Raw genomic sequence first — 21,599 nt, 5'->3', positions numbered from 1 at the left:
TTTCTGAGAAAATGAGGATGAAATTTCCACTATTTCATAAACTTTTTTAAAGCGTAGCAGAATTGTGCAAAAGTTTTTTTCTTGTGCTAGAATGAAATGCGAATAGGAGGAAGATAAATGTTAACTTATGATTTAATCGTTATCGGATTTGGTAAAGCTGGTAAAACACTAGCTGGTAAATTGGCTTCAGCTGGCAAAAAAGTTGCCCTCATTGAACGTAGCAAAGCTATGTACGGTGGAACTTGTATCAACATTGGTTGCATCCCAACTAAAACTTTGCTAGTTGCTGCTGAGAAAGACTTGTCTTTTGAAGAAGTCATTGCTACTAAAAACACTATCACTGGTCGCCTCAACGGTAAAAACTATGCGACTGTTGCTGGTACAGGCGTCGATATCTTTGATGCGGAAGCTCACTTCCTTTCAAATAAAGTCATCGAAATCCAAGCTGGTGATGAAAAGAAAGAACTGACTGCTGAAACAATCGTCATCAACACTGGTGCTGTTTCAAACGTCTTGCCAATCCCTGGACTTGCTACAAGCAAAAACGTCTTTGACTCAACAGGTATCCAAAACTTGGACAAATTGCCTGAAAAACTTGGAGTCCTTGGTGGCGGAAATATCGGTCTTGAATTTGCTGGTCTTTACAACAAACTTGGAAGCAAGGTTACAGTTCTAGATGCCTTGGATACTTTCCTTCCTCGTGCAGAACCTTCCATTGCAGCGCTTGCTAAACAATACATGGAAGAAGACGGTATTGAATTGCTTCAAAATATCCGTACTACTGAAATTAAAAATGACGGTGACCAAGTGCTTGTCGTAACTGAAAATGAAACTTACCGTTTCGATGCCCTTCTTTACGCAACTGGACGCAAACCAAATGTAGAACCACTTCAACTTGAAAATACAGATATTGAACTAACTGAACGTGGTGCTATTAAAGTAGACAAACATTGTCAAACAAACGTTCCTGGTGTCTTTGCAGTTGGGGATGTCAACGGTGGACTTCAATTTACTTACATTTCACTTGATGACTTCCGTGTTGTTTACAGCTACCTTGCTGGAGATGGCAGCTACACACTTGAAGACCGTCTCAATGTACCAAACACCATGTTTATCACACCTGCGCTTTCACAAGTTGGTTTGACTGAAAGCCAAGCAGCTGATTTGAAACTTCCATACGCCGTTAAGGAAATCCCTGTCGCAGCCATGCCTCGTGGTCACGTAAATGGAGACCTTCGTGGAGCTTTCAAAGCTGTTGTGAATACTGAAACAAAAGAAATTCTTGGAGCAAGCATCTTCTCAGAAGGTTCTCAAGAAATCATCAACATCATCACTGTTGCTATGGACAACAAGATTCCTTACACTTACTTCACAAAACAAATCTTCACTCACCCAACCTTGGCTGAGAACTTGAATGACCTGTTTGCGATTTAAGTTGAGATTTAATCGTATCGAACAGCCCTCTGAGGGCTGTTTTCATTTCTGCGAAATCTCATACTCTTCGAAAATCAAATTCAAACCACGTCAGCTTCACCTTGCCGTATATATGTTACTGACTTCGTCAGTTCTATCTACAACCTCAAAGCAGTGCTTTGAGCAACCTGCGGTTAGATTCCTAGTTTGCTCTTTGATTTTCATTGAGTATCAAATCTGTCTTTTCCCTCTTTTATGATATAATAGAAACATGAAATTAAAAACTACTTTGGGCCTCCTAGCTGGGCGCTCTTCCCACTTCATTTTAAGCCGTCTTGGCCGTGGAAGTACGCTCCCAGGAAAACTTGCCCTTCAATTTGATAAAGATATTTTACAAAACCTAGCTAAGAACTACGAGATTGTCGTGGTCACTGGAACCAACGGAAAAACCCTGACAACTGCCCTCACTGTCGGCATTTTAAAAGAGGTTTATGGTCAAGTTCTGACCAACCCAAGCGGTGCCAACATGATTACAGGAATTGCGACAACCTTCTTAACCGCCAAGGGTTCTAAAACTGGGAAAAACATTGCCGTACTAGAAATTGACGAAGCCAGTCTATCTCGTATCTGTGACTATATCCAGCCAAGCCTTTTTGTCATCACTAATATCTTCCGTGACCAGATGGACCGCTATGGTGAGATTTACACAACTTATAAGATGATTTTGGATGCTATTCGTAAGGTACCTACGGCTACTGTTCTCCTCAATGGTGACAGTCCGCTTTTCTACAAGCCAGCAATTCCAAATCCTGTACAGTATTTTGGTTTTGACTTGGAAAAAGGCCCAGCCCAGCTGGCTCACTATAATACAGAAGGAATTCTCTGTCCTGACTGCCAAGGTATCCTCAAATATGAGCAGAATACCTATGCAAACTTGGGTGCCTATATCTGTGAAGGCTGTGGATGTAAACGTCCTGATCTCGACTATCGCTTGACAGAACTGGTTGAGTTAACCAACAATCGCTCTCGCTTTGTCATTGACGGACAAGAATACGGTATCCAAATCGGTGGTCTCTACAATATCTACAACGCCCTAGCTGCGGTTGCCATCGCCCGTTTTCTCGGCGCAGATTCACAACTCATCAAGCAAGGATTTGATAAGAGCCGTGCAGTCTTTGGACGCCAAGAAACCTTCCATATAGGTGACAAGGAATGCACCCTTGTCTTGATTAAAAATCCAGTCGGTGCAACCCAAGCTATCGAAATGATCAAACTAGCACCTTATCCATTTAGCCTATCTGTCCTCCTTAACGCTAACTATGCAGACGGTATTGACACAAGCTGGATTTGGGATGCGGACTTTGAACAAATCACTGATATGGACATTCCTGAAATCAACGCTGGTGGTGTCCGTCATTCTGAAATCGCTCGTCGTCTACGAGTAACAGGCTATCCAGCTGATAAAATCACTGAAACAAGTAGTCTGGAACAAGTTCTTAAGACCATTGAGAACCAAGACTGCAAGCATGCTTATATTCTGGCTACCTATACTGCTATGCTTGAATTCCGTGAACTACTGGCTAGTCGTCAGATTGTTAGAAAGGAGATGAACTAATGGTTTATACTTCACTTTCCTCAAAAGCTGGCAATTACCCTTATCAGCTCAACATTGCCCACCTCTATGGAAACCTCATGAATACATACGGGGACAATGGAAACATCCTCATGCTCAAGTATGTGGCTGAAAAGCTGGGAGCCCATGTAACGGTTGACATCGTTTCTCTCCATGATGACTTTGATGAAAACCACTATGACATCGCCTTTTTCGGTGGCGGTCAAGACTTTGAACAAAGTATCATTGCAGACGACCTACCTGCTAAAAAAGAGAGCATTGACAACTACATCCAAAACGACGGTGTGGTTCTTGCTATCTGCGGTGGTTTCCAACTATTGGGCCAATATTATGTTGAAGCTTCAGGTAAACGCATCGAAGGGCTAGGGGTCATGGGCCACTACACCCTCAACCAGACCAATAACCGCTTTATCGGGGACATCAAGATTCACAATGAAGATTTCGATGAAACCTACTATGGATTTGAAAATCATCAGGGACGTACCTTCCTCTCTGATGACCAAAAACCTCTAGGACAGGTTGTCTATGGAAATGGAAATAACGAAGAAAAGGTCGGCGAAGGGGTTCATTATAAGAATGTCTTTGGTTCTTACTTCCACGGACCTCTCCTCTCTCGTAATGCTAATCTGGCCTATCGCCTGGTCACTACTGCCCTCAAGAAGAAATATAGTCAGGATATCCAACTCCCTGCCTATGAGGACATTCTCAGTCAAGAAATCGCTGAAGAATACAGCGACGTAAAAAGCAAGGCTGACTTTTCTTAAACCAAGAAAAATCATATCAAAGAACTCCCCTATCATGTTGGAGTTCTTTTTGCTTGCTCTTTTACCCTTCTCCCTTGCATTTTCTCTCTTTTTTTGCCAAAATAGAGGGGTAGAAAGAAGGTAGCATATGTCTAAATTACAACAAATCGTAACATATCTTGAATCAGAAAAACTAGACGTCGCTGTCGTATCTGACCCCGTCACAATCAATTATCTCACTGGCTTTTACAGTGATCCCCATGAACGCCAAATGTTCCTTTTTGTTCTAGCAGATCAGGAACCTCTCCTCTTTGTCCCAGCACTTGAGGTTGAGCGTGCAAGCAGCACCGTTTCCTTCCCAGTTGTCGGCTATGTGGATTCTGAAAATCCATGGCAAAAAATGAAACATGCTCTTCCACAACTTGACTTCAAACGTGTCGCTGTTGAGTTTGACAATCTCATTTTGACCAAATACCATGGCTTGAAAACAGTCTTTGAAACTGCTGAGTTTGAAAACCTCACTCCTCGTATCCAACGCATGCGCCTCATCAAATCAGCTGATGAAGTGCAAAAAATGATGGTTGCAGGTCTCTATGCGGACAAGGCTGTTAAAGTTGGTTTTGACAATATTTCTCTTGATAAGACTGAGACAGATATCATCGCCCAAATCGACTTTGCTATGAAACGTGAAGGCTATGAAATGAGCTTTGATACCATGGTCTTGACTGGTGATAATGCTGCAAATCCACACGGTATTCCAGCAGCTAACAGGGTTGAAAATGATGCTCTTCTCCTCTTTGACCTTGGTGTCCTCGTCAACGGCTATGCGTCAGATATGACTCGTACAGTCGCTGTCGGTAAACCAGACCAATTCAAGAAAGATATTTACAACTTGACTCTTGAAGCCCAACAAGCTGCTCTTGACTTTATCAAACCAGGTGTGACTGCCCATGAAGTGGACCGTGCTGCCCGTGAAGTCATCGAAAAAGCTGGTTACGGCGAGTACTTCAACCACCGTCTTGGTCACGGTATCGGTATGGATGTCCACGAATTCCCATCTATCATGGAAGGAAACGACATGGTCATCGAAGAAGGCATGTGCTTCTCTGTTGAACCAGGTATCTATATCCCTGGTAAAGTCGGTGTCCGTATTGAAGACTGCGGTGTCGTTACCAAGGATGGCTTTGACCTCTTTACAAGCACCAGCAAAGACTTGCTTTATTTTGATTAATATTCATCTAATACTCAATGAAAATCAAAGTGCAAACTAGGAAACTAGCCACAGGTTGCTCAAAACACTGTTTTGAGGTTGTGGATAGAATTGACGAAGTCAGTAACCATATCTACGGTAAGGCGACGTTGACGCGGTTTGAAGAGATTTTCGAAGAGGATAAAATCTTCCCACAATAAAACGCATACTATCAAGGTTTTTCAACACCTGATACTATGCGTTTTTCTTATTTGAAAGACTTTTGACTCAGCCTCTTTACTTAATCTTCTTGATACTTTGACTAAGGATAAACCCTACAATCATCCCTACCATATTTTGCATGAAATTTGGTAAAAGTTCTGGTAGAGCTGCAGCCCAACCATTCATCAATGTAGAACCCAAGGCGTAACCCCCTACCATGGCAATTGTTGCTAAGATAAGGCCTAACCACTGAGTTTTTCCTTTAAATCCTGCGAAAAATCCCTGCAAGCCATGGTTAACCAAGCTAAAGAACATCCACTGAGGATAGCCTGATAAGAGATCAATCAAGAAACCTGCTAGTCCTCCGACTACAGCTCCTTCACGACTACCAAAGTAGAAGGCCGTAAAGAAGACACCCGCATCTAAAAGAGTTAGAATGCCTGTCGGTGTTGGAATTTTTAAGAAATAGCCTAGAACCACAGAAAGGGCGGTTAATAGGGATACAAGGGCAATTTTAGTTGTTTTGGTTTGCTTCATATTGTCTTACTCCATACTGATCTGCTTGTGCAATGGCACGATAAACGAAAGCCTTAGAGCTTTCTACTGCTGGTAAAAGTTCATCACCTTTGACTAGGTGACTGGCAATGCTAGAGGCAAAGGTACAACCTGCACCAGCATTTTGGCCTTGGATGACAGGATTTTCTAGGACTGTAAAGGTCTGTCCGTCATAAAAGACATCTACAGCCTTGTCCTGACTAAGGCGATTGCCTCCCTTGATAATGACTGCTGGCGCTCCTAAGCCATTTAATTTCTGAGCTGCAGTTTTCATGTCTTCCAAGGTTTTAATTTCCTGACCAGCTAATAATTCTGCTTCAGGAAGATTAGGCGTAATCACACTGACATGAGGGAAAAAGCGAATCAACTCTTGGCAGAGTTCACTAACTGCTACGTCGTGCGTTTCCTTGCAGACCAAGACAGGGTCCAGAACCACAGGCACTCCGGGGCGTTGCTTTATAAAGTCCAAGGCCTTCTCAGCTACGCTGACAGTTGGTAGAAGACCAATCTTAATCCCTGCAAATTCCACATCACGCAAGCTATCTAATTCATGCTGAAAAATAATATCGTCAGTTGGAAAGACTTCAAATCCTTTTTCTGTCAAGGCTGTTAAGCAAGTCACTGCTACAAAACCATGCAAGCCGTTCAATGTATAGGTTGCCAAATCTGCTGACAAACCACCACCACTAAAAATGTCATTTCCAGAAAGTGCTAAAATACGATTATTCTTCATAATGAATCTCCTTTAAATACAAACCATTTGGTGCTGCAGTGGGACCTGCAAGTTGTCTGTCTTTTTTTTCCAAGATCAAGTCAATCTGCTCAACTGGCATTCGATTATTTCCGATTTTGAGCAGCGTCCCCACCATATTGCGAATCTGTTTATACAAGAAACCATTTCCTGAAAAGGTAAAGGTCAAAAACTGCCCTGTCTCATCAACTGTAAGGTTAGCTTCTGTAATGGTCCGAATCTTGTCCTCTACACTGGTTCCAGATGCTGTAAAACCGGTGAAATCATGGGTTCCCTCTAGCTTTTTGATTGCCATCTGCATCCGCTCCACATCAAGCGGATAGGGAAAGTGAGTAGCATAGTGACGGCGCATGGGATTTTTAGGACGACCCCTATCCACGATAAACTCATAGGTCTTGCTGTGCTTGGCATAACGGCAATGAAAATCATCCACCACGAGCTCAATCGAAATCACATCAATATCTTCAGGGGACTGGGTGTCCAAGGCAAAGCGAAGTTTTTCTTCATCCATTTGATAGGGCAAGTCAAAATGAATCACCTGTCCCAAAGCATGAACCCCACTATCAGTCCTACCAGCACCGTGAACAGTGATTGCTTTCCCTTTATTGAGTCTCGTCAAGGTTTTTTCAATTTCCTCCTGAACGCTCCGCGCATGGGTCTGGCGTTGAAAACCAGCAAAGGCGTAACCGTCATAGGAAATAGTTGCTTTGTATCTTGTCATAACTTCTATTTTATCAAGAAATTAGTCTGTAGACAAGGTCCTAAAATAAACACTGTATGGGTACAAAAATCCTAAAAAGAAAAACTTAGGAACCAATCCTAAGCTCTCTTTTGAAGTAGGTACATGACAAAGATAGAAGTTACAATCAACCAAACTCCCAAAATTGTAAAGACCAGCATCCCATTGTGAGTTAATAAGCCAATTGCACTTAGAACGAATGGTGTCGTAAAGGCTCCGAAACTACAGCCTAATACAGCAAATGAAGTTGCTTGATTGAGGAGTTTAGCTGGAATTCTTTCAGAGACAAGTTGAAAAACTGTCGTCAAGGCTACACTGTAGGCAAAACCAGCCAGAATGCTTCCTGCCACTACCACCCACAAGGATGGAGACAGGGCAATCACGATTTGCCCTAAGCCAAAGGTAATACCAGACCAGAGAAGCAATTTCTCTTTAAAGATAGAAATCAAGAAAGAAAAACTCACCCCAGCCACAATCCCGATCAACTGCATGACACTAAGAACAAAACTAGATAACTGGGCATCTCCAAGTCCTCTTTCCACCATCAAACTTGGAATACGGATGGTAATAGCTGTATTGGTACAAACTACAACTGCCGCTTCGATAGCTAGGATAAAAATCAAGCCCTTCATTTCCCTAGTTAAGCGACTTGCTTCCTTCTCCTTTCTCTTGACTTCTTTCTTTTCCTTTCCATAAGAGACAAAGAGCAGATAAAGGGTCAGCACCAAAAATCCAGCACTATAGGCTAGGAAGGTAGCTGTCCAACCAAAGGACAACAATTGACCGACTGCCAAGGTGATGAGAGATGCCCCAACGACCTCTGCAGAACCGCGTAGCCCTAACATCTGAATTCGTGTTTTTCCTTGATAGCGTTCACTGATAATAGAAATGGCCTTGGCATTGATCATCCCAACACCCAAACCAAAAAGAATCCGTGTTCCAAAGACAAAGGGATAGGCTTGATACCAGAAGGGAGCTGTTCCACTCAGTGATAAAATCAGCAATCCCAAACTAATCTGTAAGCGTTCAGGAAATATTTTTTCTAAGAAACCATTTAGTAGTAACATAATCATGATCCCAAAAGATGGCAAGCTCGCCAAGAGCTCAATTTGTTCCTTAGGATAGCCTTGATAATAGTCAAACATGGCTGGCAGGGCACTCGAGATGGAAAAGGATGTAATCAAAACGAGGGAGAGAGCCAAAATACTGGCCCGTTCTAAAAATTGTTTCATGAAATCTCTTTCTATATTTCTCTTAATCTTCTAATTTTTTGATAATTATCAAACAGGCAAGAAAAGAAGAAGCCTCTTTGGTGTATAGACTCCTTCTTAAACTCGAAAATGAATCTCTTGTGTCTTATACTAAATGAAAATCAAAGAGCAAACTAGGAAGCTAGCCTCAGGTTGCTCAAAGCACTGCTTTGAGGTTGTAGATGAAACTGACGAAGTCAGTCACATATATACCCTAAGGCGAAACTGACGTGGTTTGAAGAGATTCTCGAAGAGTATTAGGATGACTTTCTCTTGATTTGCTTGATAAAGTAGAAGATAAATCCTGCCACCATATAGGCAACAAAAATAATCAGACACCACTTGAACACGACATCCCACCCCTTGTTCACATTCAAAAAGAAGTAAGGGAAGGGACTGACCTTAGAATTAGGAATGTCCAGTTTCAATACCAAGCCATTAAAAAGAGCAAAAATCATATAAAGTAAGGGTAAAATTGTCCACACAACTGGATCCCAGATTTTGTATTGACCCTGTTTGTCAAAAAAGAGGGTATCTGCTAAAAACCAGAGGGGAACGATATAGTGGCAAAGGAAATTTTCTAGAGTATAAAAATTAGTCGCAATGGGCGCCAGGAGGAAATGGTAAATCACACAGGTAATCATGATACTCATAGTGACTCCACCTTTTAAGCGCAAGAGACTTGATCTTTGCCAGTTTTCACCTAAACGGCTCATAACCTTTAGGAGATAGAGCGTAAAAATCGCGACTAAAAGGTTAGACTGAACCGTATAATAGAGTAACATCCCAAAGCCACCATGCTTGGCGATTTCAAGATAAACTCCCGTAAAAGCCGCTAGAAACAAGAAGATACGGCTATAAAATACAAGTTTATAGTGTTTTGACATGCTTAAATTTTCTTCACAAACTCAGATTTGAGTTTCATGGCACCAAAACCATCAATTTTACAATCGATATTGTGGTCGCCTTCTACGATGCGGATATTTTTCACGCGCGTCCCTTGTTTCAAATCTTTTGGCGCACCTTTTACTTTCAAATCCTTGATGAGGGTTACAGTATCACCGTCAGCCAATTTATTTCCGTTGGCATCGATAGCAACAAGGCCCTCTTCTACATCTGCAACTTCAGCAGGATTCCACTCATAAGCACACTCTGGGCAAACCAGTAGGGCACCGTCTTCGTAGACATACTCTGAGTTACATTTTGGGCAATTTGGTAAGTTGTTCATGGTTTCTCCTTATCATCATTCACTATTCTTTGAAAATCAAAATTTCTCGAACAGCAACTATTATACCTTAAAATCAGCATTTTGACAAATGAGTCGCCGGAGAAGCAAAGAAAAAATCATGTAACTTTGTCTGCTACATGATTTTTAAAAGATAGTTTATCATGAGTAGTGATACAGAAACTCATGATAGAAAGTGGGACATTTATCTTACAAACCAGGTGCTTGTCCAAGTTCTGCTGCAATCATCCAAACTGTTTTCTCAAGTTCAGCCTTAGCACCAACAAAGATATCGTTTGTAACATCATCGCCTTCTTCGTCAGTCACATCCAAAGCTTTTTGGAAAAGAGTGATGAGGTAGCGATAAATAGCTAGAACACGTTCCAAGCTTTCTTCAACGTTACGGAATTCTCCTTCTTCTTCTTCGATTTCACTGTGTTGAAGGAATTCTGTCAAAGTTGAGTAAGGTTTGCCACCAAGGGTAATTAAACGTTCGCTGATTTCATCCAAGTGACCATCAAGAGCATCCATGTACTCATCCATTTTTGGATGCCATACAAGGAAACCACGACCACGCATGTACCAGTGTACTTGATGCAAAGCAACGTGGGCTACGTACAAATCAGCAACAGCTTGGTTCAAGACTTCCTTTGTTTTTGCCAATGCTACTGGTGCTACCTTAGTTAGTGTTGCTACGTCTTTTACTGCTTCTTTTTTCAATTCTACCATTATTTTTACCTCATTCATTATTATTTGTAATCACTTCTTACTGATTACTACCTTAGTATACTACTAAGGAAAACAAATAGCAAGCCAAATGACTCACATGAGAAAAGTTGCAATAGACTGATAATTTAAGAAAAGTTTAGTTAGTTCTGATTAGCTCACTTTATAAGATTTACTTGAAAATTGGATATGGTAAAGATCATAATAAAAAACCTTTCGCTTGGAGTGAGCTTTCGTAATTTCCCTGCTCAATAATCTGTCCATCCTTAAGAACGAGAATATTATTTGCCTCTTGAATGGTATAGAGACAGCGGGCTATGACAAAGCTAGTCCTTCCTTTCATCAACCGTTTCATAGCTTTTTGAATCAAGAGTTCCAAACGGGTATCAATAGAGGAAGTTGCTTCATCCAAAATGAGAATTTTAGGATTAGCTAGAATAGCAAGCGCGATGGTCAACAGTTGTTTTTGCCCGAGGGAAATATTGCTGGAGTCTTGGTTCATCTCCATGTTATAACCACCAGGAAGAGTTCGAATAAAATGGTCTACATTAGCCGCTTTGGTAGCAAAAAAGAAAGGACGATATTTGTCCTTTCTCGACCTTAGCTTTTCTTCAACCCAATAAAGTTGATAAAGAGCCGATTATTTTACAAAATCAAGCAATGCCAAGAAGCTTTCTGCTTCAAGTGACGCACCACCTACAAGGGCACCGTCAACGTCTGGGCAAGCCATGTATGAAGCAACGTTTTCAGGTTTAACAGAACCACCGTATTGGACACGAACTTTGTCTGCAACTTCTTGACCGAAGTCAGCAGCTACAACGTCACGAACAACTTTACACATTTTTTGTGCATCGTCTTGTGAAGCTGATTTACCAGTACCGATAGCCCAAATTGGCTCATAAGCGATAACTGAGGCAGCAACTTGTTCAGCAGTCAATCCAGCCAATGCAGCAGATACTTGAGCACCTACGAATTCAGCAGCTTTACCAGCTTCGTAAGTTTCAAGTGACTCACCACAACAGATGATTGGAAGCATACCGTTTGCAAAGATTGCTTTTGCTTTTTTGTTGATATCTTCGTCAGTTTCATGGAAGTAGTCACGGCGTTCTGAGTGACCGATAACAACATAGTCAGTACCGATTTCTTTCAAAACTTGTGGGCTTGTTTCACCAGTGAAAGCACCTGCATTTTCAAAGTAGCAGTTTTGAGCAGCAACTTTAAGGTTTGAACCTTTTACAGCTGCAAGAACCGTTGTCAAATCAAGAGCTGGAGCTGCGATACCTGCTTCAACAAGATCTGATGAAGGAAGTTTTGATGCAACTGCTTCAACAAATGTTTTAGCTTCTTCTGGATTTTTGTTCATTTTCCAGTTACCAGCGATAAATGGTTTACGTGACATTTCACATACCTCTTTTTTCAATTTATTTTCTACTTATTTTATCACAATTATACACAGCTTGCAAATCTTACTCGGATTTCAATCCTACTTGTAACGATCAATCCTTCCAGAGATCCATAGCATTTCTGAAATCTGTCGATAGCTGTGTCAACTGAGGATTGCTTGCTTCTCTCTCTGCCCGCTTGGCCTCAATTTGAGCCACACTCTTGATACCTTCATGACGCCAGTTTCTCAAAATCGCCTGAATGTACTTCCAGTTTGGTTTCCCATTCAAAACAGCTTCACGAAGAGCCTCCTTAATCAAGTCAACACTGGTCCCATCTTCCTTTAGTGTCTTGGTCAAATCCTCAATCTCAAAAGGAGTCAACAAGCGTCCCAACTCCTGCTGGAAAGTTTCCACCAAATTCTTAAGCTGATTTTGAGGTGTCAACTGGTCTGAACTTGAATGAGCAGCTCCAAGCAAATTATCCAAACGTTGCAATGCCAAACTAGCATCAAAAAGCAATTCGATTTCGCCATTTAATTCGATAGTACGATACTGAAGCAGTCCCCTCTCCGTCAGATTGGAAATAGCCTGATTGACATCCGAAATTTCCTTACCAATCCTTTCAGCAATCTGGCTTGGCGACATTTCATCCAAACCTGTCGTATTTTGCAAATAGAAAAATTGCCAGACCAGAAAATCGTCGCTAGAAGGAAAGAGTTCCTTAAAATGCAAGAGCAGGGCACTCGGTAAAACCAAGTTCCCTGATTTAAAAGCGTCTAAATATGTCATAATTCCTCTTATAAATACCCAAATGCAGATGCATCATCTTCTATTTTTCTCCAGTCAAAAGGCGTCTCCTGATACACCGCATAATTCACCCAGTTACTGAAAAAGAGGGCTGCTGATGAAGACCAACAAAGACAAGGTGTCTGGTTGACATCATCATCCTTAAAGTAATTTTCTGGAATATGTGGATCTAAACCTGCGTCACGATCTCTAAAATACTCTTTTGCCAAGGTATCACGGTCATATTCCAAATGCCCAAAACTATAAATTTCTCGCAAATCACGACTAGCCAAAATTGAAACCCCAACCTGTGGCCCTTCTGATAAAATCTCGAGATTGGTTTTGTTTAAGACCTCTTCCTTAGAAATCTCCGTGTGCCGAGAATGAGGGGAAACGTAGCTATCGTCAAAGCCTCTAAAGAGAAGGTGTCCTTCTTTTAAAGTATCCTGAGGATAGATACCTGATAATTTATTGTCCATCTGGTATTTTTCCACCCCATAACGCAGATAAAGACCAGCCTGAGCACCCCAGCAGATATGAAGGGTCGAATAGACATGGGTCTTGGACCACTCGATTACCTGGCTGAATTCCTCCCAATAGTCCACTTCCTCAAATGGTAAATGCTCAACTGGAGCACCCGTGATTATCATCCCATCAAAATACTCATCCTTGACTTCAGGAAAAGTTTTATAGAAGGTCTCCATGTGCTCTGAACGAGTTGTCTTAGAACGGTGACTTTCCATATAGAGAAAATCAATATCCAGTTGCAGGGGTGTATTCGCCAAATGGCGTAACAACTGGGTTTCTGTGACCATTTTCTGTGGCATGAGATTTAAAATTAAAATCTTCAAAGGACGGATATCTTGGTGGGCAGCACGTTGATCATCCATGACAAAGATATTCTCTGTCCGTAAAATCTCAACAGCTGGCAATTTTTTATCAATTCGAATCGGCATAACCCTCTCCTAACTGTACTCTTTCAGGAATAATTGCATATGTTTGAAGTCAAATCTCAAACACCTAGTCCTTTTATTATACTGCAAGAAGATATAGTTTTCAATTATACTTTTTCTCTAACTAGCTATAGTCTATTTTTATATCCTAATGTAGAGAAAACAGCCCTAGGGACTGTTTTTCATTAATAATGCATAAGAACTTTGTAATCGTAGTCACCGATTTTTTCACGACCGTTCAATTCATCCAATTCAACAAGGAAGGCACAACCTGCTACAACACCACCAAGTTTTTCAATCATCTCGATAGTTGCCTTAACAGTTCCACCTGTTGCCAAGAGGTCATCTACAATAAGAACACGTTGACCTGGCTTGATGGCATCAGCATGCATAGTCAAGGTATCAACACCGTATTCTTTTTCGTAGTCAGCAGAAATGACTTCGCGTGGCAATTTACCTGGTTTACGAACAGGTGCAAAACCAATTCCCAACTCAAAGGCAACTGGACAGCCCACGATAAAACCACGAGCCTCAGGACCTACAATCATGTCTATTTTCTTGTCAGTAGCATACTGAACAATTTCACGAACAGCATAGCTATAGGCATTTCCATCAGCCATCAAAGGACTAATATCACGGAAGGTGATGCCTTCCTTAGGATAATTTTCAATTGTTGCAATGTAATCTTTTAAATTCATCTTTTTCTTTCTTTCAAAGTTTTTACTCTCTATTATAGCATATTTTTTAAGAAAGAAAAAAGGAAAAGTTAACTTCAATGATTATCTAACGATTTGACGATTTATGACTAGCCATAGCAATAAAGCCCAAGTTCTTTTTATTCTTATTAAACATTTTATACATAGTTAAAAACTGCTTTCTATTCTCCTTTTTACAAGCATTTACACAAATTTTCAACGTTCCTAGCCAACCTTCGTCATAAATCATACCCGATAATTTCATTAATGTCATTTCACCAGTCAATACTTTCACATCACGATAACCTGATTCTATCATCACCTGTTCCCAACCATCTTGAGTTAAAGGACCTACATTTACATGAATTGCTTGTGACAATTCCTGTCTGATAGACTCTTTAGCTTCCTTAAGAAGCACATCATGTGTCAAAAGAAGACCTTCAGGTTTTAAAACCCTTAGATACTCCATTACACATTTTTTCTTAGCTTGATCGGCTTGCATAGTCAGCATAGCTTCGTTTATAACAATATCAAAACTAGCATCTTCATAAGGAAGTTTCATTGCATTTGCTCTTTCAAACCTGATCAAATGACCAACACCTGCCGTTTCAGCAGATTTTTTAGCCACTTCTAAAGCTTGAGCATCCATATCAACAGCAGTTATCTTACAACCAAAACGCTGTGCCAACTCAATTGCTGTAGTTCCCCTATTACACGCAACCTCTAGTATTCTCTTTTCTTTTGAAAATCTTCCTTCTGCAATTAACCAATCTGTGGCACGTTTTCCACCTGGACGTAAGCGTTTTTTCCCCAATTTTGCTAAAAACTTATGACCTGCTTCTGACATTTGAACACCTCTGTTTTTTCTTCATTATAACATAAAATTATATTATCTGACAATTCTAATCTATTATTTGATAAACTAGAATCAAAAGTATACAATCTGCCATGACTATAGCATAAATCTATTAATCACATCTCTAGTTCGAATTCAATTACTCACGTAGTTTACGCATATAGGTTACGACTACATATTTGTACTTTAGAGTTGCTGGCCTCCTTATCCGCTATATACGCTTTACTATCACGTGCCTATTCGTATAGCCAATATTTCTCTATCTCTTTCTCTGCCGATTCTTATTTCCAGCGTCAGACTTAAACAATCTATCCTAATGCCGTTCGATCAGCTACTCACAATAGTTAGACTTGGGAATCACTTTTGGGTTTACTAGTATATGATCCCCGCAGAGGACTTACACCTCAGATGAACGGAATGTTCGTCGCACCTAAAAAAACGAGTACTTTCGCACTCGTCATCTTTTATAAACTATAAATTAAAGTGAGTTTACATCAACTTTGATACCAACACCTTGAGTAGTTGTGATAGTCAAGTTTGTTACGTAAGTTCCTTTAGCTGTAGCTGGTTTTGCTTTTTGGATTGTTTCGTTGAAAGCTTTGAAGTTTTCAACCAATTTTTCAGCTTCAAATGATACTTTACCGATGATAGCTTGAACGTTACCTGCACGGTCTGCACGGTAAGTGATTTTACCACCTTTAGACTCTTCAACTGCTTTAGCAACATCCATAGTTACAGTACCAGTTTTAGGGTTTGGCATCAAGTTACGTGGTCCAAGAACACGTCCAAGACGTCCAACAAGAGCCATCATGTCAGGTGTAGCGATAACTACGTCGAAGTCCAACCAACCATCGTTGATTTTAGCAACAAGGTCATCTTCACCAACAAAGTCTGCACCAGCAGCTTTTGCTTCTTCAGCTTTTGCACCACGTGCGAAAACAAGAACACGTGAAGTTTTACCAGTACCGTTTGGCAATACCATTGCTCCACGGATTTGTTGGTCAGCTTTTTTAACGTCGATGTTCAAGTTGTAAGCAACTTCTACAGTTGCGTCAAATTTTGCAAAGTTAGTTTCTTTTGCAAGTGCTACAGCTTCTTCTACGCTGTATGCTTTTGTGCTGTCGATTTTCTCAAGAGCAGCACGAAGTTGTTTGCTTTTTTTAGCCATTTTCTATTCTCCTTGTAAGTGGTTCAATCGATTTTCATCTCCCACGTCACTTCTCGAAATGATGAAGTCTTGCGGGTTTTCAGTCTATTATTTTTCTTTTCCTACTTCGTTAAGCTCCCTTGCTGTACCCAAGTACAAGCTTCAGTCACTTGCCTAGTATGAAAAGCAACTAATAGACTGCTGTGAGATTTTCTACTGTGTTATTGATTAGTCAACAACAGTGAATCCCATAGAACGAGCAGTACCTTCGATCATACGCATTGCAGACTCTACGTTTGCTGCGTTCAAATCTGGCATCTTAGTTTCTGCAATTTCTTGTACTTGTGCACGAGTAACTGTAGCAACTTTAGTTTTGTTCGGTGTACCTGATCCTTTTTCAACACCTGCAGCTTTTTTCAAAAGAACAGCAGCTGGTGGTGTTTTAGTGATGAAAGTAAATGATTTATCTTCGTAAACTGAGATAACAACTGGAATGATCATACCAGCTTGGTCAGCTGTACGAGCGTTGAACTCTTTTGTGAATCCCATGATGTTGATACCAGCTTGACCAAGAGCAGGTCCAACCGGTGGAGCTGGTGTAGCTTTACCAGCAGGGATTTGCAATTTTACAAGTTTTTCGACTTTTTTAGCCATTTTTAAATCCTCCTTTGTGGTTTTGGCGGTAATTAGAGATTTTTACCTCCCACAAGTATGCTTTTCACATACCCATCTATTATACACTATTTATCTAGAATTGCAAGAGAAAAGTTTATTTTTTAATCGACGTAATCTCCGCCTTCAAAGCCGTAGTATTCTTCCAAACTGAGACCACTCTCAGCAATTTCTTTTGCTTCTTTTCCGACATAACGAAGGTGCCATTCTTCAGCCATATAACCGGTTTCTTTTTCCTTACCTTTGAGATAACGGACAACAAAGCCATAATCAGCCGCATGGTCCAAAAGCCATTGAGCCGCTTTTTCTTCTGTTACTAAATCACCATCAGTCCCAATAACATCAAAGGCCAAGCCAGTTTGGTGTTCACTGTAACCGGGACGAGCAGAGTAACGGTCAGCTGCTGCCTTCCCATCTTGGTTGACATAATCTTGGTAGAGCTTTGTCTGAGTTTCATAACTTCTAAAACCACTGTAATGGTCACTGATTGGGAAACCTGCCTCTTGCATAGCCTTTATGAGTTTGACCAACTCAGCCTTGGCTGTTGGATTTTCCCCTGGATTGTAGTCTTTCGACAATGGATAGTGTTTATTTGCTACGATGATTTCATCGTATTTCCCTTGGATACTGTAGTAGTCTCCTTTATTGACCACTTCTGCTTTTTTCTGGGTGGCTTCTTGAGACTTAATTCCGACTGTTCCATCAGCTTTAGCTGTTTGTTCTGTCTTAGCTGCACCATCTTCATTTTTTGCTTTTTCTTGTGAACAAGCTGCTAGACTCAAGGCTAGCAAAGCTGTCAAGATAAGGTATCTTTTTTTCATTTCTACTCCTTTATTTCTAATAATTTATCTACTTCTGACGATAAACATTCGACTAATTGTTTAATCTCATCCGTTTTTACTTGGTATGTTTCTGCTGTCATTTCTTCAAAGGGAACCCACCAAACTGGACCACGTCCCTTGAGACCATGGCCATTCATGTCACCTGTTCGTCTAGGAAACAGATGCCAATGAAGATGTGCATCGCCATTTCCCAGCAGTTCGATATTCATTTTCTCTGCAGTAAATGCCTTAGCAACCGCCTCTTGGACCACACTCATTTCTTCTAGAAAATGGAGTCTTGTCTCCTTTTTCAAATGGTGCAATTCGGTGACATGTTCCTTGGCTAGAAAGAGGCTATAGCCTGCAAAATACTGATGGTCTCCAATCACAAGATAGCCTGTTTCCAACTCTTTGACAAAATAGGGATTTGCTCCCTTCTTGATGAGCGCAATTCTCTGGCAAATCAAACACATATTAGTCTACCAATGCGCTCTTAAGATAAGCATCAACCATACGCTCCGTTGCGACCACCGAGTCAATATGAGTTCGCTCATAAGAATGACTAGACTCGATACCAGCACCGAGAAGGGCGTGTTTGACTTCTGCCCCTGCAGACATAGCTGCTGAAGCGTCCGAACCATAAAATGGATAGATATCCAGCTTAAATGGAATATCTTGATCTTTAGCCAAAGCAACCAAATGTTGACGGAAGTCATAGTGATAAGGTCCAGAAGCATCCTTGACACAAATAGACACTGTATATTCGTCTGTTTGCTGGTCATCTCCCATAGCTCCCATATCCACAGCCAGATATTCTACCACCTGAGCAGGAATATTAGAGTTAGCCCCATGCCCCACTTCTTCAAAGACTGAAAAAGCAAAATGGGTTGTTACGGGCAATTCAATCTTCTCTTCCTTATAAATACGAAGCAGATTAAGCAAAATCGCTGCGCTGACCTTATCGTCCAAATGACGAGACTTGATAAAACCTGTCTCTGTCACGACAGTTCGTGGGTCAAAGCTGATAAAATCACCGACCTCAATACCAAGAGCACGAGTTTCTTTTTCACTGGTTACTTTTGCATCCAAACGCACTTCCATATTGTCTTGCGTGCGTTCTGCAGTTCCTGCATCCTTGTAGACATGGCAAGAGGTCTGGTGGATAAGGATGGTTCCTGATACTTTTTCACCTGTGCTAGCCACATGAACGGTACAGTTTTCTCCTTCAATCATGTTCCAAGGAAAGCCACCGATACGGTCCAATTTGAGACGACCATCTGATTTGACAGCACGGACAATAGCACCCAGCGTATCTACATGGGCAGTCACATAGCGATGCTCTTCATCATTTTGACCTTTGATGGTCACATTGACACCGCCCTTAGCTGTGCGAACCGGCTGGTAACCAAAACCTTCTAAAGTCTTGACTAAATAGTCCGAAATCTCACGAGTGAAGCCAGTTGGCGACGCAATGGCTGTCAGTTCTTTAATATATTCTACTGTTTGATTCATTTCTTCACCTCTTTTGCTACCTATTATAACACATTTATCATCGGATAAAAAAGAAAATCACTCCTGTAGACTTGGCTACAAAAGTGATTTTAATGATTATTCCATTTCAAAAACATCGCTTTCTTGCTTGTTTGGTAGAACCAATGAGAGCAAGATTCCGACAATAGCTGGCATCAACCATGGAAGAGATGCCTTGGCAAAAGGAAGAGCGTTGACAAGATTTGCAAGAAACTCAACCTTAAATGAGCTTCCTAATACGCTTGCAATGGCAATAGCTGTAACCACAGCAATTGTCAACTGCATACCCGGTTTTGAAAGGGCAACAAATTTGTTGACAATGACAATCATAACGATGGCAATCGTGATTGGGTACAAGATAACCAGTACTGGAATGGAGTACTTGATAATCGCATCAAGACCCAAATTGGCAATGGCAAATCCAATCAAGGTAAAGGCTGTCGCATAAACCTTATAGCTGATTTGTGGGAAACGCTCATTAAAGAACTCAGCTGTTGACACAATCAGTCCAACTGTTGTTGTGAAGCAGGTTACGGTAACCATAGCTGCAAGGAAGAGTTGAGCTGTTGAGCCAAAAATTTCTTGAGTGGCTTGTGACAAGATGTAAACACCTGGTGTTCCACCCTTCATAGCTTCAGCTGGTACTGGGAAATGATTTCCAAGGAAACCTAAACCGATATAAAGAGCACTGAAGGCAAGGGCAACAACGATACCAACAACCCAAATAGTTGAAATGTATTCTTTCTTACTTGAAAACCCAAGTTGTTTCAAGGTTTGAACTGCGATTACACTGAAGGCAACTGAAGCAAGGGCGTCCAAGGTATTGTAACCTTCTAGGAATCCTGTACCAAAAGCAGAAGCTTGATAAGCAGCTGAAGCAGCTTGAGGACTTGTTCCACCGTATTTAAAAGCTCCTAGAACAACCAAGATGACAATCAAAATCGCAAAAACTGGTGTTAAGATACGGCCGATACGGTCCAAGATTTTTGATGGATTAAGCGAGATTAAATAAGCCGCTGCAAAATACAGAACCGTAAAGACAATCAAGCCAAGACCTTTATTTGTATCCGACAAAAGAGGGCTAATCCCTACTTCGTAAGCTGTTGTAGCAGTACGTGGAATAGCAAAGAATGGACCGATTGACAAGTAAAGAACTGAGAGGTAAAGAGTCGCAAACCAAGGCGCTATCTTTGTTGAAATCTCGTAGATATATCCTTTAGGATTTAGCGTTCCAATAATAAGAGTCAAGACGGCGATACCGACACCTGAAAAGACAAAACCTGCGATGGCAGGAAGAAAATGTTCTCCAGATAGAGCACCTAGAGAAGGCGGAAAAATCAAGTTCCCCGCACCAAAAAATATTCCAAACAGGAGTAAACCTGTTAGGGCACCTTTTTTAGCCATGAAAATCTCCTTCATATTTATAAAATACTGACCTAGTATATCATGAATAGGAGTATGAAAAAAGCTTCACGAAGTAAATATTGAATGTTTTCAAGATTCTTAAAAATGAGAATTGTCTAAAAATAAAATTCTCCTACCCAGTCCACACCAAGTAGGAGAAAATTCTAATGTTTATACTCTTCGAAAATCTCTTCAAACCACGTCAGCTTCACCTTGCCGTACTCAAGTACAGCCTGCGGCTAGCTTCCTAGTTTGCTCTTTGATTTTCATTGACTATAAAATGGTTTTAATTCTTTTTTTCAAATCTGGCACCACTTCTGCCTCAAACCAAGGATTTTTGGCCATCCAGATTTGATTTCGAGGCGAGGGGTGTACCAGTGGAAAATAGGTTGGCAAGTAGTTCTGGTAGTGTTTTACCCGTTCTGTCACCTTGCCACTGATTTTCTCCTTTAAATAGTAGGCCTGGGCATATTGGCCAATCAAGAGGGTCAACTGGATATCGGGTAATTCTTTCAAGAGCTGTGGATGCCATTTTTCTGCAAAATCTGCTCGCGGTGGTAAGTCTCCTGACTTACCATGTCCTGGAAAGTAAAAATCCATAGGCAGAACAGCAAAATAACCTGAATTGTAAAAGGTATCTTCATCCACACCTAGCCAGTCGCGCAAGCGGTCACCACTCTTATCTTTCCAGTAAAGGCCTGCTTCTTGGGTTTTAAGACCAGGCGCTTGACCGATGATATTGATGCGAGCAGTCTTTGGCGCTGCAAAGAGAGGCTCGATGCCACGCTTTGTATAGGTAGCATTCTGCGGATCCGCCATAATGGCTTGCTTGATTCTTTCGATTTGAGACATCTACTTTCCCTCCAAAAAGAAGTCTAAGCATACAATCTCAGACTTCTATCGT

The 21,599-nt window shown here is 41.0% G+C and carries 24 protein-coding genes and 1 pseudogene; 5 read left to right on the top strand and 20 right to left on the bottom strand.

Features of this window, described 5'->3' with window-relative positions; genetic code table 11:
* Positions 1-117 precede the first annotated feature (117 nt).
* The 5 genes from D8845_RS03885 (at position 118) to D8845_RS10440 (ending at position 5,199) form a co-directional block, all read left to right on the top strand.
* Positions 118-1,434 carry an FAD-containing oxidoreductase gene (locus D8845_RS03885; RefSeq protein WP_125452543.1) on the top strand — a complete coding sequence of 439 codons (1,317 nt, stop codon included), beginning with the start codon at positions 118-120 and terminating at the stop codon, positions 1,432-1,434.
* Positions 1,435-1,684: 250 nt separating this feature from the next.
* Entirely contained in the window at positions 1,685-3,028 is a 1,344-nt protein-coding gene (murT, locus tag D8845_RS03880; protein WP_125452542.1) for a lipid II isoglutaminyl synthase subunit MurT, read from the top strand.
* Complete coding sequence (gene gatD / locus D8845_RS03875) at positions 3,028-3,810, top strand: lipid II isoglutaminyl synthase subunit GatD (protein WP_125452541.1); 783 nt, start codon at positions 3,028-3,030, stop codon at positions 3,808-3,810. Before murT ends, gatD begins: the two co-directional genes overlap by 1 nt.
* Positions 3,811-3,937: 127 nt before the next feature.
* Positions 3,938-5,020, top strand: coding sequence for a M24 family metallopeptidase (locus D8845_RS03870; protein WP_125452540.1), 1,083 nt, complete (start codon positions 3,938-3,940; stop codon positions 5,018-5,020).
* Positions 5,021-5,049: 29 nt separating this feature from the next.
* The gene (locus D8845_RS10440) at positions 5,050-5,199 is read left to right on the top strand and encodes a hypothetical protein (protein ID WP_260467935.1); all 150 of its coding nucleotides are present in this window, start codon (positions 5,050-5,052) and stop codon (positions 5,197-5,199) included.
* Between the two features lie 76 nt (positions 5,200-5,275).
* Here the strand turns inward: D8845_RS10440 and D8845_RS03865 are convergent, their stop codons facing one another.
* The 20 genes and pseudogenes from D8845_RS03865 to D8845_RS03765 form a co-directional block, all read right to left on the bottom strand.
* A complete protein-coding gene (locus tag D8845_RS03865; protein WP_125452539.1) occupies positions 5,276-5,737 on the bottom strand; it encodes an ECF transporter S component in 462 nt (153 codons plus the stop codon).
* Positions 5,715-6,488 carry a bifunctional hydroxymethylpyrimidine kinase/phosphomethylpyrimidine kinase gene (locus D8845_RS03860; RefSeq protein ID WP_125452538.1) on the bottom strand — a complete coding sequence of 258 codons (774 nt, stop codon included), beginning with the start codon at positions 6,486-6,488 and terminating at the stop codon, positions 5,715-5,717. Before D8845_RS03860 ends, D8845_RS03865 begins: the two co-directional genes overlap by 23 nt.
* A complete protein-coding gene (gene truA / locus D8845_RS03855) occupies positions 6,478-7,227 on the bottom strand; it encodes a tRNA pseudouridine(38-40) synthase TruA (RefSeq protein ID WP_125452537.1) in 750 nt (249 codons plus the stop codon). Before truA ends, D8845_RS03860 begins: the two co-directional genes overlap by 11 nt.
* A gap of 98 nt (positions 7,228-7,325) precedes the next feature.
* Positions 7,326-8,477: an MFS transporter gene (locus D8845_RS03850; protein WP_125452536.1), complete on the bottom strand. Its 1,152-nt coding sequence runs from the start codon at positions 8,475-8,477 to the stop codon at positions 7,326-7,328.
* A gap of 275 nt (positions 8,478-8,752) precedes the next feature.
* Entirely contained in the window at positions 8,753-9,382 is a 630-nt protein-coding gene (locus D8845_RS03845; protein ID WP_125452535.1) for a Pr6Pr family membrane protein, read from the bottom strand.
* Positions 9,383-9,384: 2 nt separating this feature from the next.
* On the bottom strand, positions 9,385-9,723 hold the full coding sequence (locus D8845_RS03840; RefSeq protein ID WP_001061596.1) for a zinc ribbon domain-containing protein YjdM: 339 nt from the start codon (positions 9,721-9,723) through the stop codon (positions 9,385-9,387).
* A gap of 207 nt (positions 9,724-9,930) precedes the next feature.
* Positions 9,931-10,449, bottom strand: coding sequence for a Dps family protein (locus D8845_RS03830; protein ID WP_185757372.1), 519 nt, complete (start codon positions 10,447-10,449; stop codon positions 9,931-9,933).
* A 150-nt stretch (positions 10,450-10,599) separates the two neighbouring features.
* Positions 10,600-11,011, bottom strand: a pseudogene (locus tag D8845_RS03825) (ATP-binding cassette domain-containing protein); the annotation flags it as partial.
* Between the two features lie 75 nt (positions 11,012-11,086).
* Complete coding sequence (gene tpiA, locus D8845_RS03820; RefSeq protein ID WP_125452534.1) at positions 11,087-11,845, bottom strand: triose-phosphate isomerase; 759 nt, start codon at positions 11,843-11,845, stop codon at positions 11,087-11,089.
* 97 nt (positions 11,846-11,942) lie between these two features.
* Entirely contained in the window at positions 11,943-12,620 is a 678-nt protein-coding gene (locus D8845_RS03815) for a DnaD domain-containing protein (RefSeq protein ID WP_125452533.1), read from the bottom strand.
* Between the two features lie 8 nt (positions 12,621-12,628).
* On the bottom strand, positions 12,629-13,573 hold the full coding sequence (metA, locus tag D8845_RS03810) for a homoserine O-acetyltransferase MetA (RefSeq protein ID WP_001122715.1): 945 nt from the start codon (positions 13,571-13,573) through the stop codon (positions 12,629-12,631).
* A 182-nt stretch (positions 13,574-13,755) separates the two neighbouring features.
* Positions 13,756-14,268 carry an adenine phosphoribosyltransferase gene (locus D8845_RS03805; RefSeq protein WP_001049318.1) on the bottom strand — a complete coding sequence of 171 codons (513 nt, stop codon included), beginning with the start codon at positions 14,266-14,268 and terminating at the stop codon, positions 13,756-13,758.
* An 85-nt stretch (positions 14,269-14,353) separates the two neighbouring features.
* Positions 14,354-15,112, bottom strand: a complete 759-nt coding sequence (locus D8845_RS03800) for a class I SAM-dependent methyltransferase (RefSeq protein WP_125452532.1) — start codon at positions 15,110-15,112, stop codon at positions 14,354-14,356.
* A 487-nt stretch (positions 15,113-15,599) separates the two neighbouring features.
* Positions 15,600-16,289, bottom strand: coding sequence for a 50S ribosomal protein L1 (gene rplA, locus D8845_RS03795; protein ID WP_001085675.1), 690 nt, complete (start codon positions 16,287-16,289; stop codon positions 15,600-15,602).
* Positions 16,290-16,496: 207 nt separating this feature from the next.
* Positions 16,497-16,922 (bottom strand): 50S ribosomal protein L11, encoded by a 426-nt coding sequence (gene rplK, locus D8845_RS03790; protein WP_001085807.1) that lies wholly within the window; start codon positions 16,920-16,922, stop codon positions 16,497-16,499.
* Positions 16,923-17,044: 122 nt separating this feature from the next.
* Positions 17,045-17,761, bottom strand: coding sequence for an LD-carboxypeptidase LdcB/DacB (ldcB, locus tag D8845_RS03785; protein WP_125452531.1), 717 nt, complete (start codon positions 17,759-17,761; stop codon positions 17,045-17,047).
* A gap of 2 nt (positions 17,762-17,763) precedes the next feature.
* The gene (locus D8845_RS03780) at positions 17,764-18,234 is read right to left on the bottom strand and encodes an HIT family protein (RefSeq protein ID WP_125452530.1); all 471 of its coding nucleotides are present in this window, start codon (positions 18,232-18,234) and stop codon (positions 17,764-17,766) included.
* A 1-nt stretch (position 18,235) separates the two neighbouring features.
* On the bottom strand, positions 18,236-19,273 hold the full coding sequence (locus D8845_RS03775; protein WP_125452529.1) for a M42 family metallopeptidase: 1,038 nt from the start codon (positions 19,271-19,273) through the stop codon (positions 18,236-18,238).
* 96 nt (positions 19,274-19,369) lie between these two features.
* Positions 19,370-20,695: a branched-chain amino acid transport system II carrier protein gene (gene brnQ, locus D8845_RS03770; protein WP_185757370.1), complete on the bottom strand. Its 1,326-nt coding sequence runs from the start codon at positions 20,693-20,695 to the stop codon at positions 19,370-19,372.
* Positions 20,696-20,968: 273 nt separating this feature from the next.
* Positions 20,969-21,547: a uracil-DNA glycosylase family protein gene (locus D8845_RS03765; protein WP_125452527.1), complete on the bottom strand. Its 579-nt coding sequence runs from the start codon at positions 21,545-21,547 to the stop codon at positions 20,969-20,971.
* Between the last annotated feature and the right edge of the window lie 52 nt (positions 21,548-21,599).

Origin of the sequence: Streptococcus mitis, assembly GCF_003942865.1 — a bacterium.
Classification (GTDB): domain Bacteria; phylum Bacillota; class Bacilli; order Lactobacillales; family Streptococcaceae; genus Streptococcus; species Streptococcus mitis_BI.
The sequence above is the reverse complement of the archived record's forward strand: the minus strand, read 5'-3'. Positions and strand labels throughout refer to the sequence as shown.

Bases quoted from the DNA above. Each gene is read 5' to 3' on its own strand.
- rplK (WP_001085807.1), bottom strand. From the start codon at position 16,922: ATGGCTAAAAAAGTCGAAAAACTTGTAAAATTGCAAATCCCTGCTGGT.
- D8845_RS03775 (WP_125452529.1), bottom strand. From the start codon at position 19,273: ATGAATCAAACAGTAGAATATATTAAAGAACTGACAGCCATTGCGTCG.
- D8845_RS03845 (WP_125452535.1), bottom strand. From the start codon at position 9,382: ATGTCAAAACACTATAAACTTGTATTTTATAGCCGTATCTTCTTGTTT.
- ldcB (WP_125452531.1), bottom strand. From the start codon at position 17,761: ATGAAAAAAAGATACCTTATCTTGACAGCTTTGCTAGCCTTGAGTCTA.
- D8845_RS03870 (WP_125452540.1), top strand. From the start codon at position 3,938: ATGTCTAAATTACAACAAATCGTAACATATCTTGAATCAGAAAAACTA.
- brnQ (WP_185757370.1), bottom strand. From the start codon at position 20,695: ATGGCTAAAAAAGGTGCCCTAACAGGTTTACTCCTGTTTGGAATATTT.
- D8845_RS03800 (WP_125452532.1), bottom strand. From the start codon at position 15,112: ATGTCAGAAGCAGGTCATAAGTTTTTAGCAAAATTGGGGAAAAAACGC.
- D8845_RS03840 (WP_001061596.1), bottom strand. From the start codon at position 9,723: ATGAACAACTTACCAAATTGCCCAAAATGTAACTCAGAGTATGTCTAC.
- rplA (WP_001085675.1), bottom strand. From the start codon at position 16,289: ATGGCTAAAAAAAGCAAACAACTTCGTGCTGCTCTTGAGAAAATCGAC.
- D8845_RS03830 (WP_185757372.1), bottom strand. From the start codon at position 10,449: ATGGTAGAATTGAAAAAAGAAGCAGTAAAAGACGTAGCAACACTAACT.
- murT (WP_125452542.1), top strand. From the start codon at position 1,685: ATGAAATTAAAAACTACTTTGGGCCTCCTAGCTGGGCGCTCTTCCCAC.
- D8845_RS03815 (WP_125452533.1), bottom strand. From the start codon at position 12,620: ATGACATATTTAGACGCTTTTAAATCAGGGAACTTGGTTTTACCGAGT.
- D8845_RS03860 (WP_125452538.1), bottom strand. From the start codon at position 6,488: ATGAAGAATAATCGTATTTTAGCACTTTCTGGAAATGACATTTTTAGT.
- truA (WP_125452537.1), bottom strand. From the start codon at position 7,227: ATGACAAGATACAAAGCAACTATTTCCTATGACGGTTACGCCTTTGCT.
- D8845_RS03765 (WP_125452527.1), bottom strand. From the start codon at position 21,547: ATGTCTCAAATCGAAAGAATCAAGCAAGCCATTATGGCGGATCCGCAG.
- D8845_RS03885 (WP_125452543.1), top strand. From the start codon at position 118: ATGTTAACTTATGATTTAATCGTTATCGGATTTGGTAAAGCTGGTAAA.
- D8845_RS03780 (WP_125452530.1), bottom strand. From the start codon at position 18,234: ATGTGTTTGATTTGCCAGAGAATTGCGCTCATCAAGAAGGGAGCAAAT.
- D8845_RS03805 (WP_001049318.1), bottom strand. From the start codon at position 14,268: ATGAATTTAAAAGATTACATTGCAACAATTGAAAATTATCCTAAGGAA.
- metA (WP_001122715.1), bottom strand. From the start codon at position 13,573: ATGCCGATTCGAATTGATAAAAAATTGCCAGCTGTTGAGATTTTACGG.
- tpiA (WP_125452534.1), bottom strand. From the start codon at position 11,845: ATGTCACGTAAACCATTTATCGCTGGTAACTGGAAAATGAACAAAAAT.
- D8845_RS03850 (WP_125452536.1), bottom strand. From the start codon at position 8,477: ATGAAACAATTTTTAGAACGGGCCAGTATTTTGGCTCTCTCCCTCGTT.
- gatD (WP_125452541.1), top strand. From the start codon at position 3,028: ATGGTTTATACTTCACTTTCCTCAAAAGCTGGCAATTACCCTTATCAG.
- D8845_RS03865 (WP_125452539.1), bottom strand. From the start codon at position 5,737: ATGAAGCAAACCAAAACAACTAAAATTGCCCTTGTATCCCTATTAACC.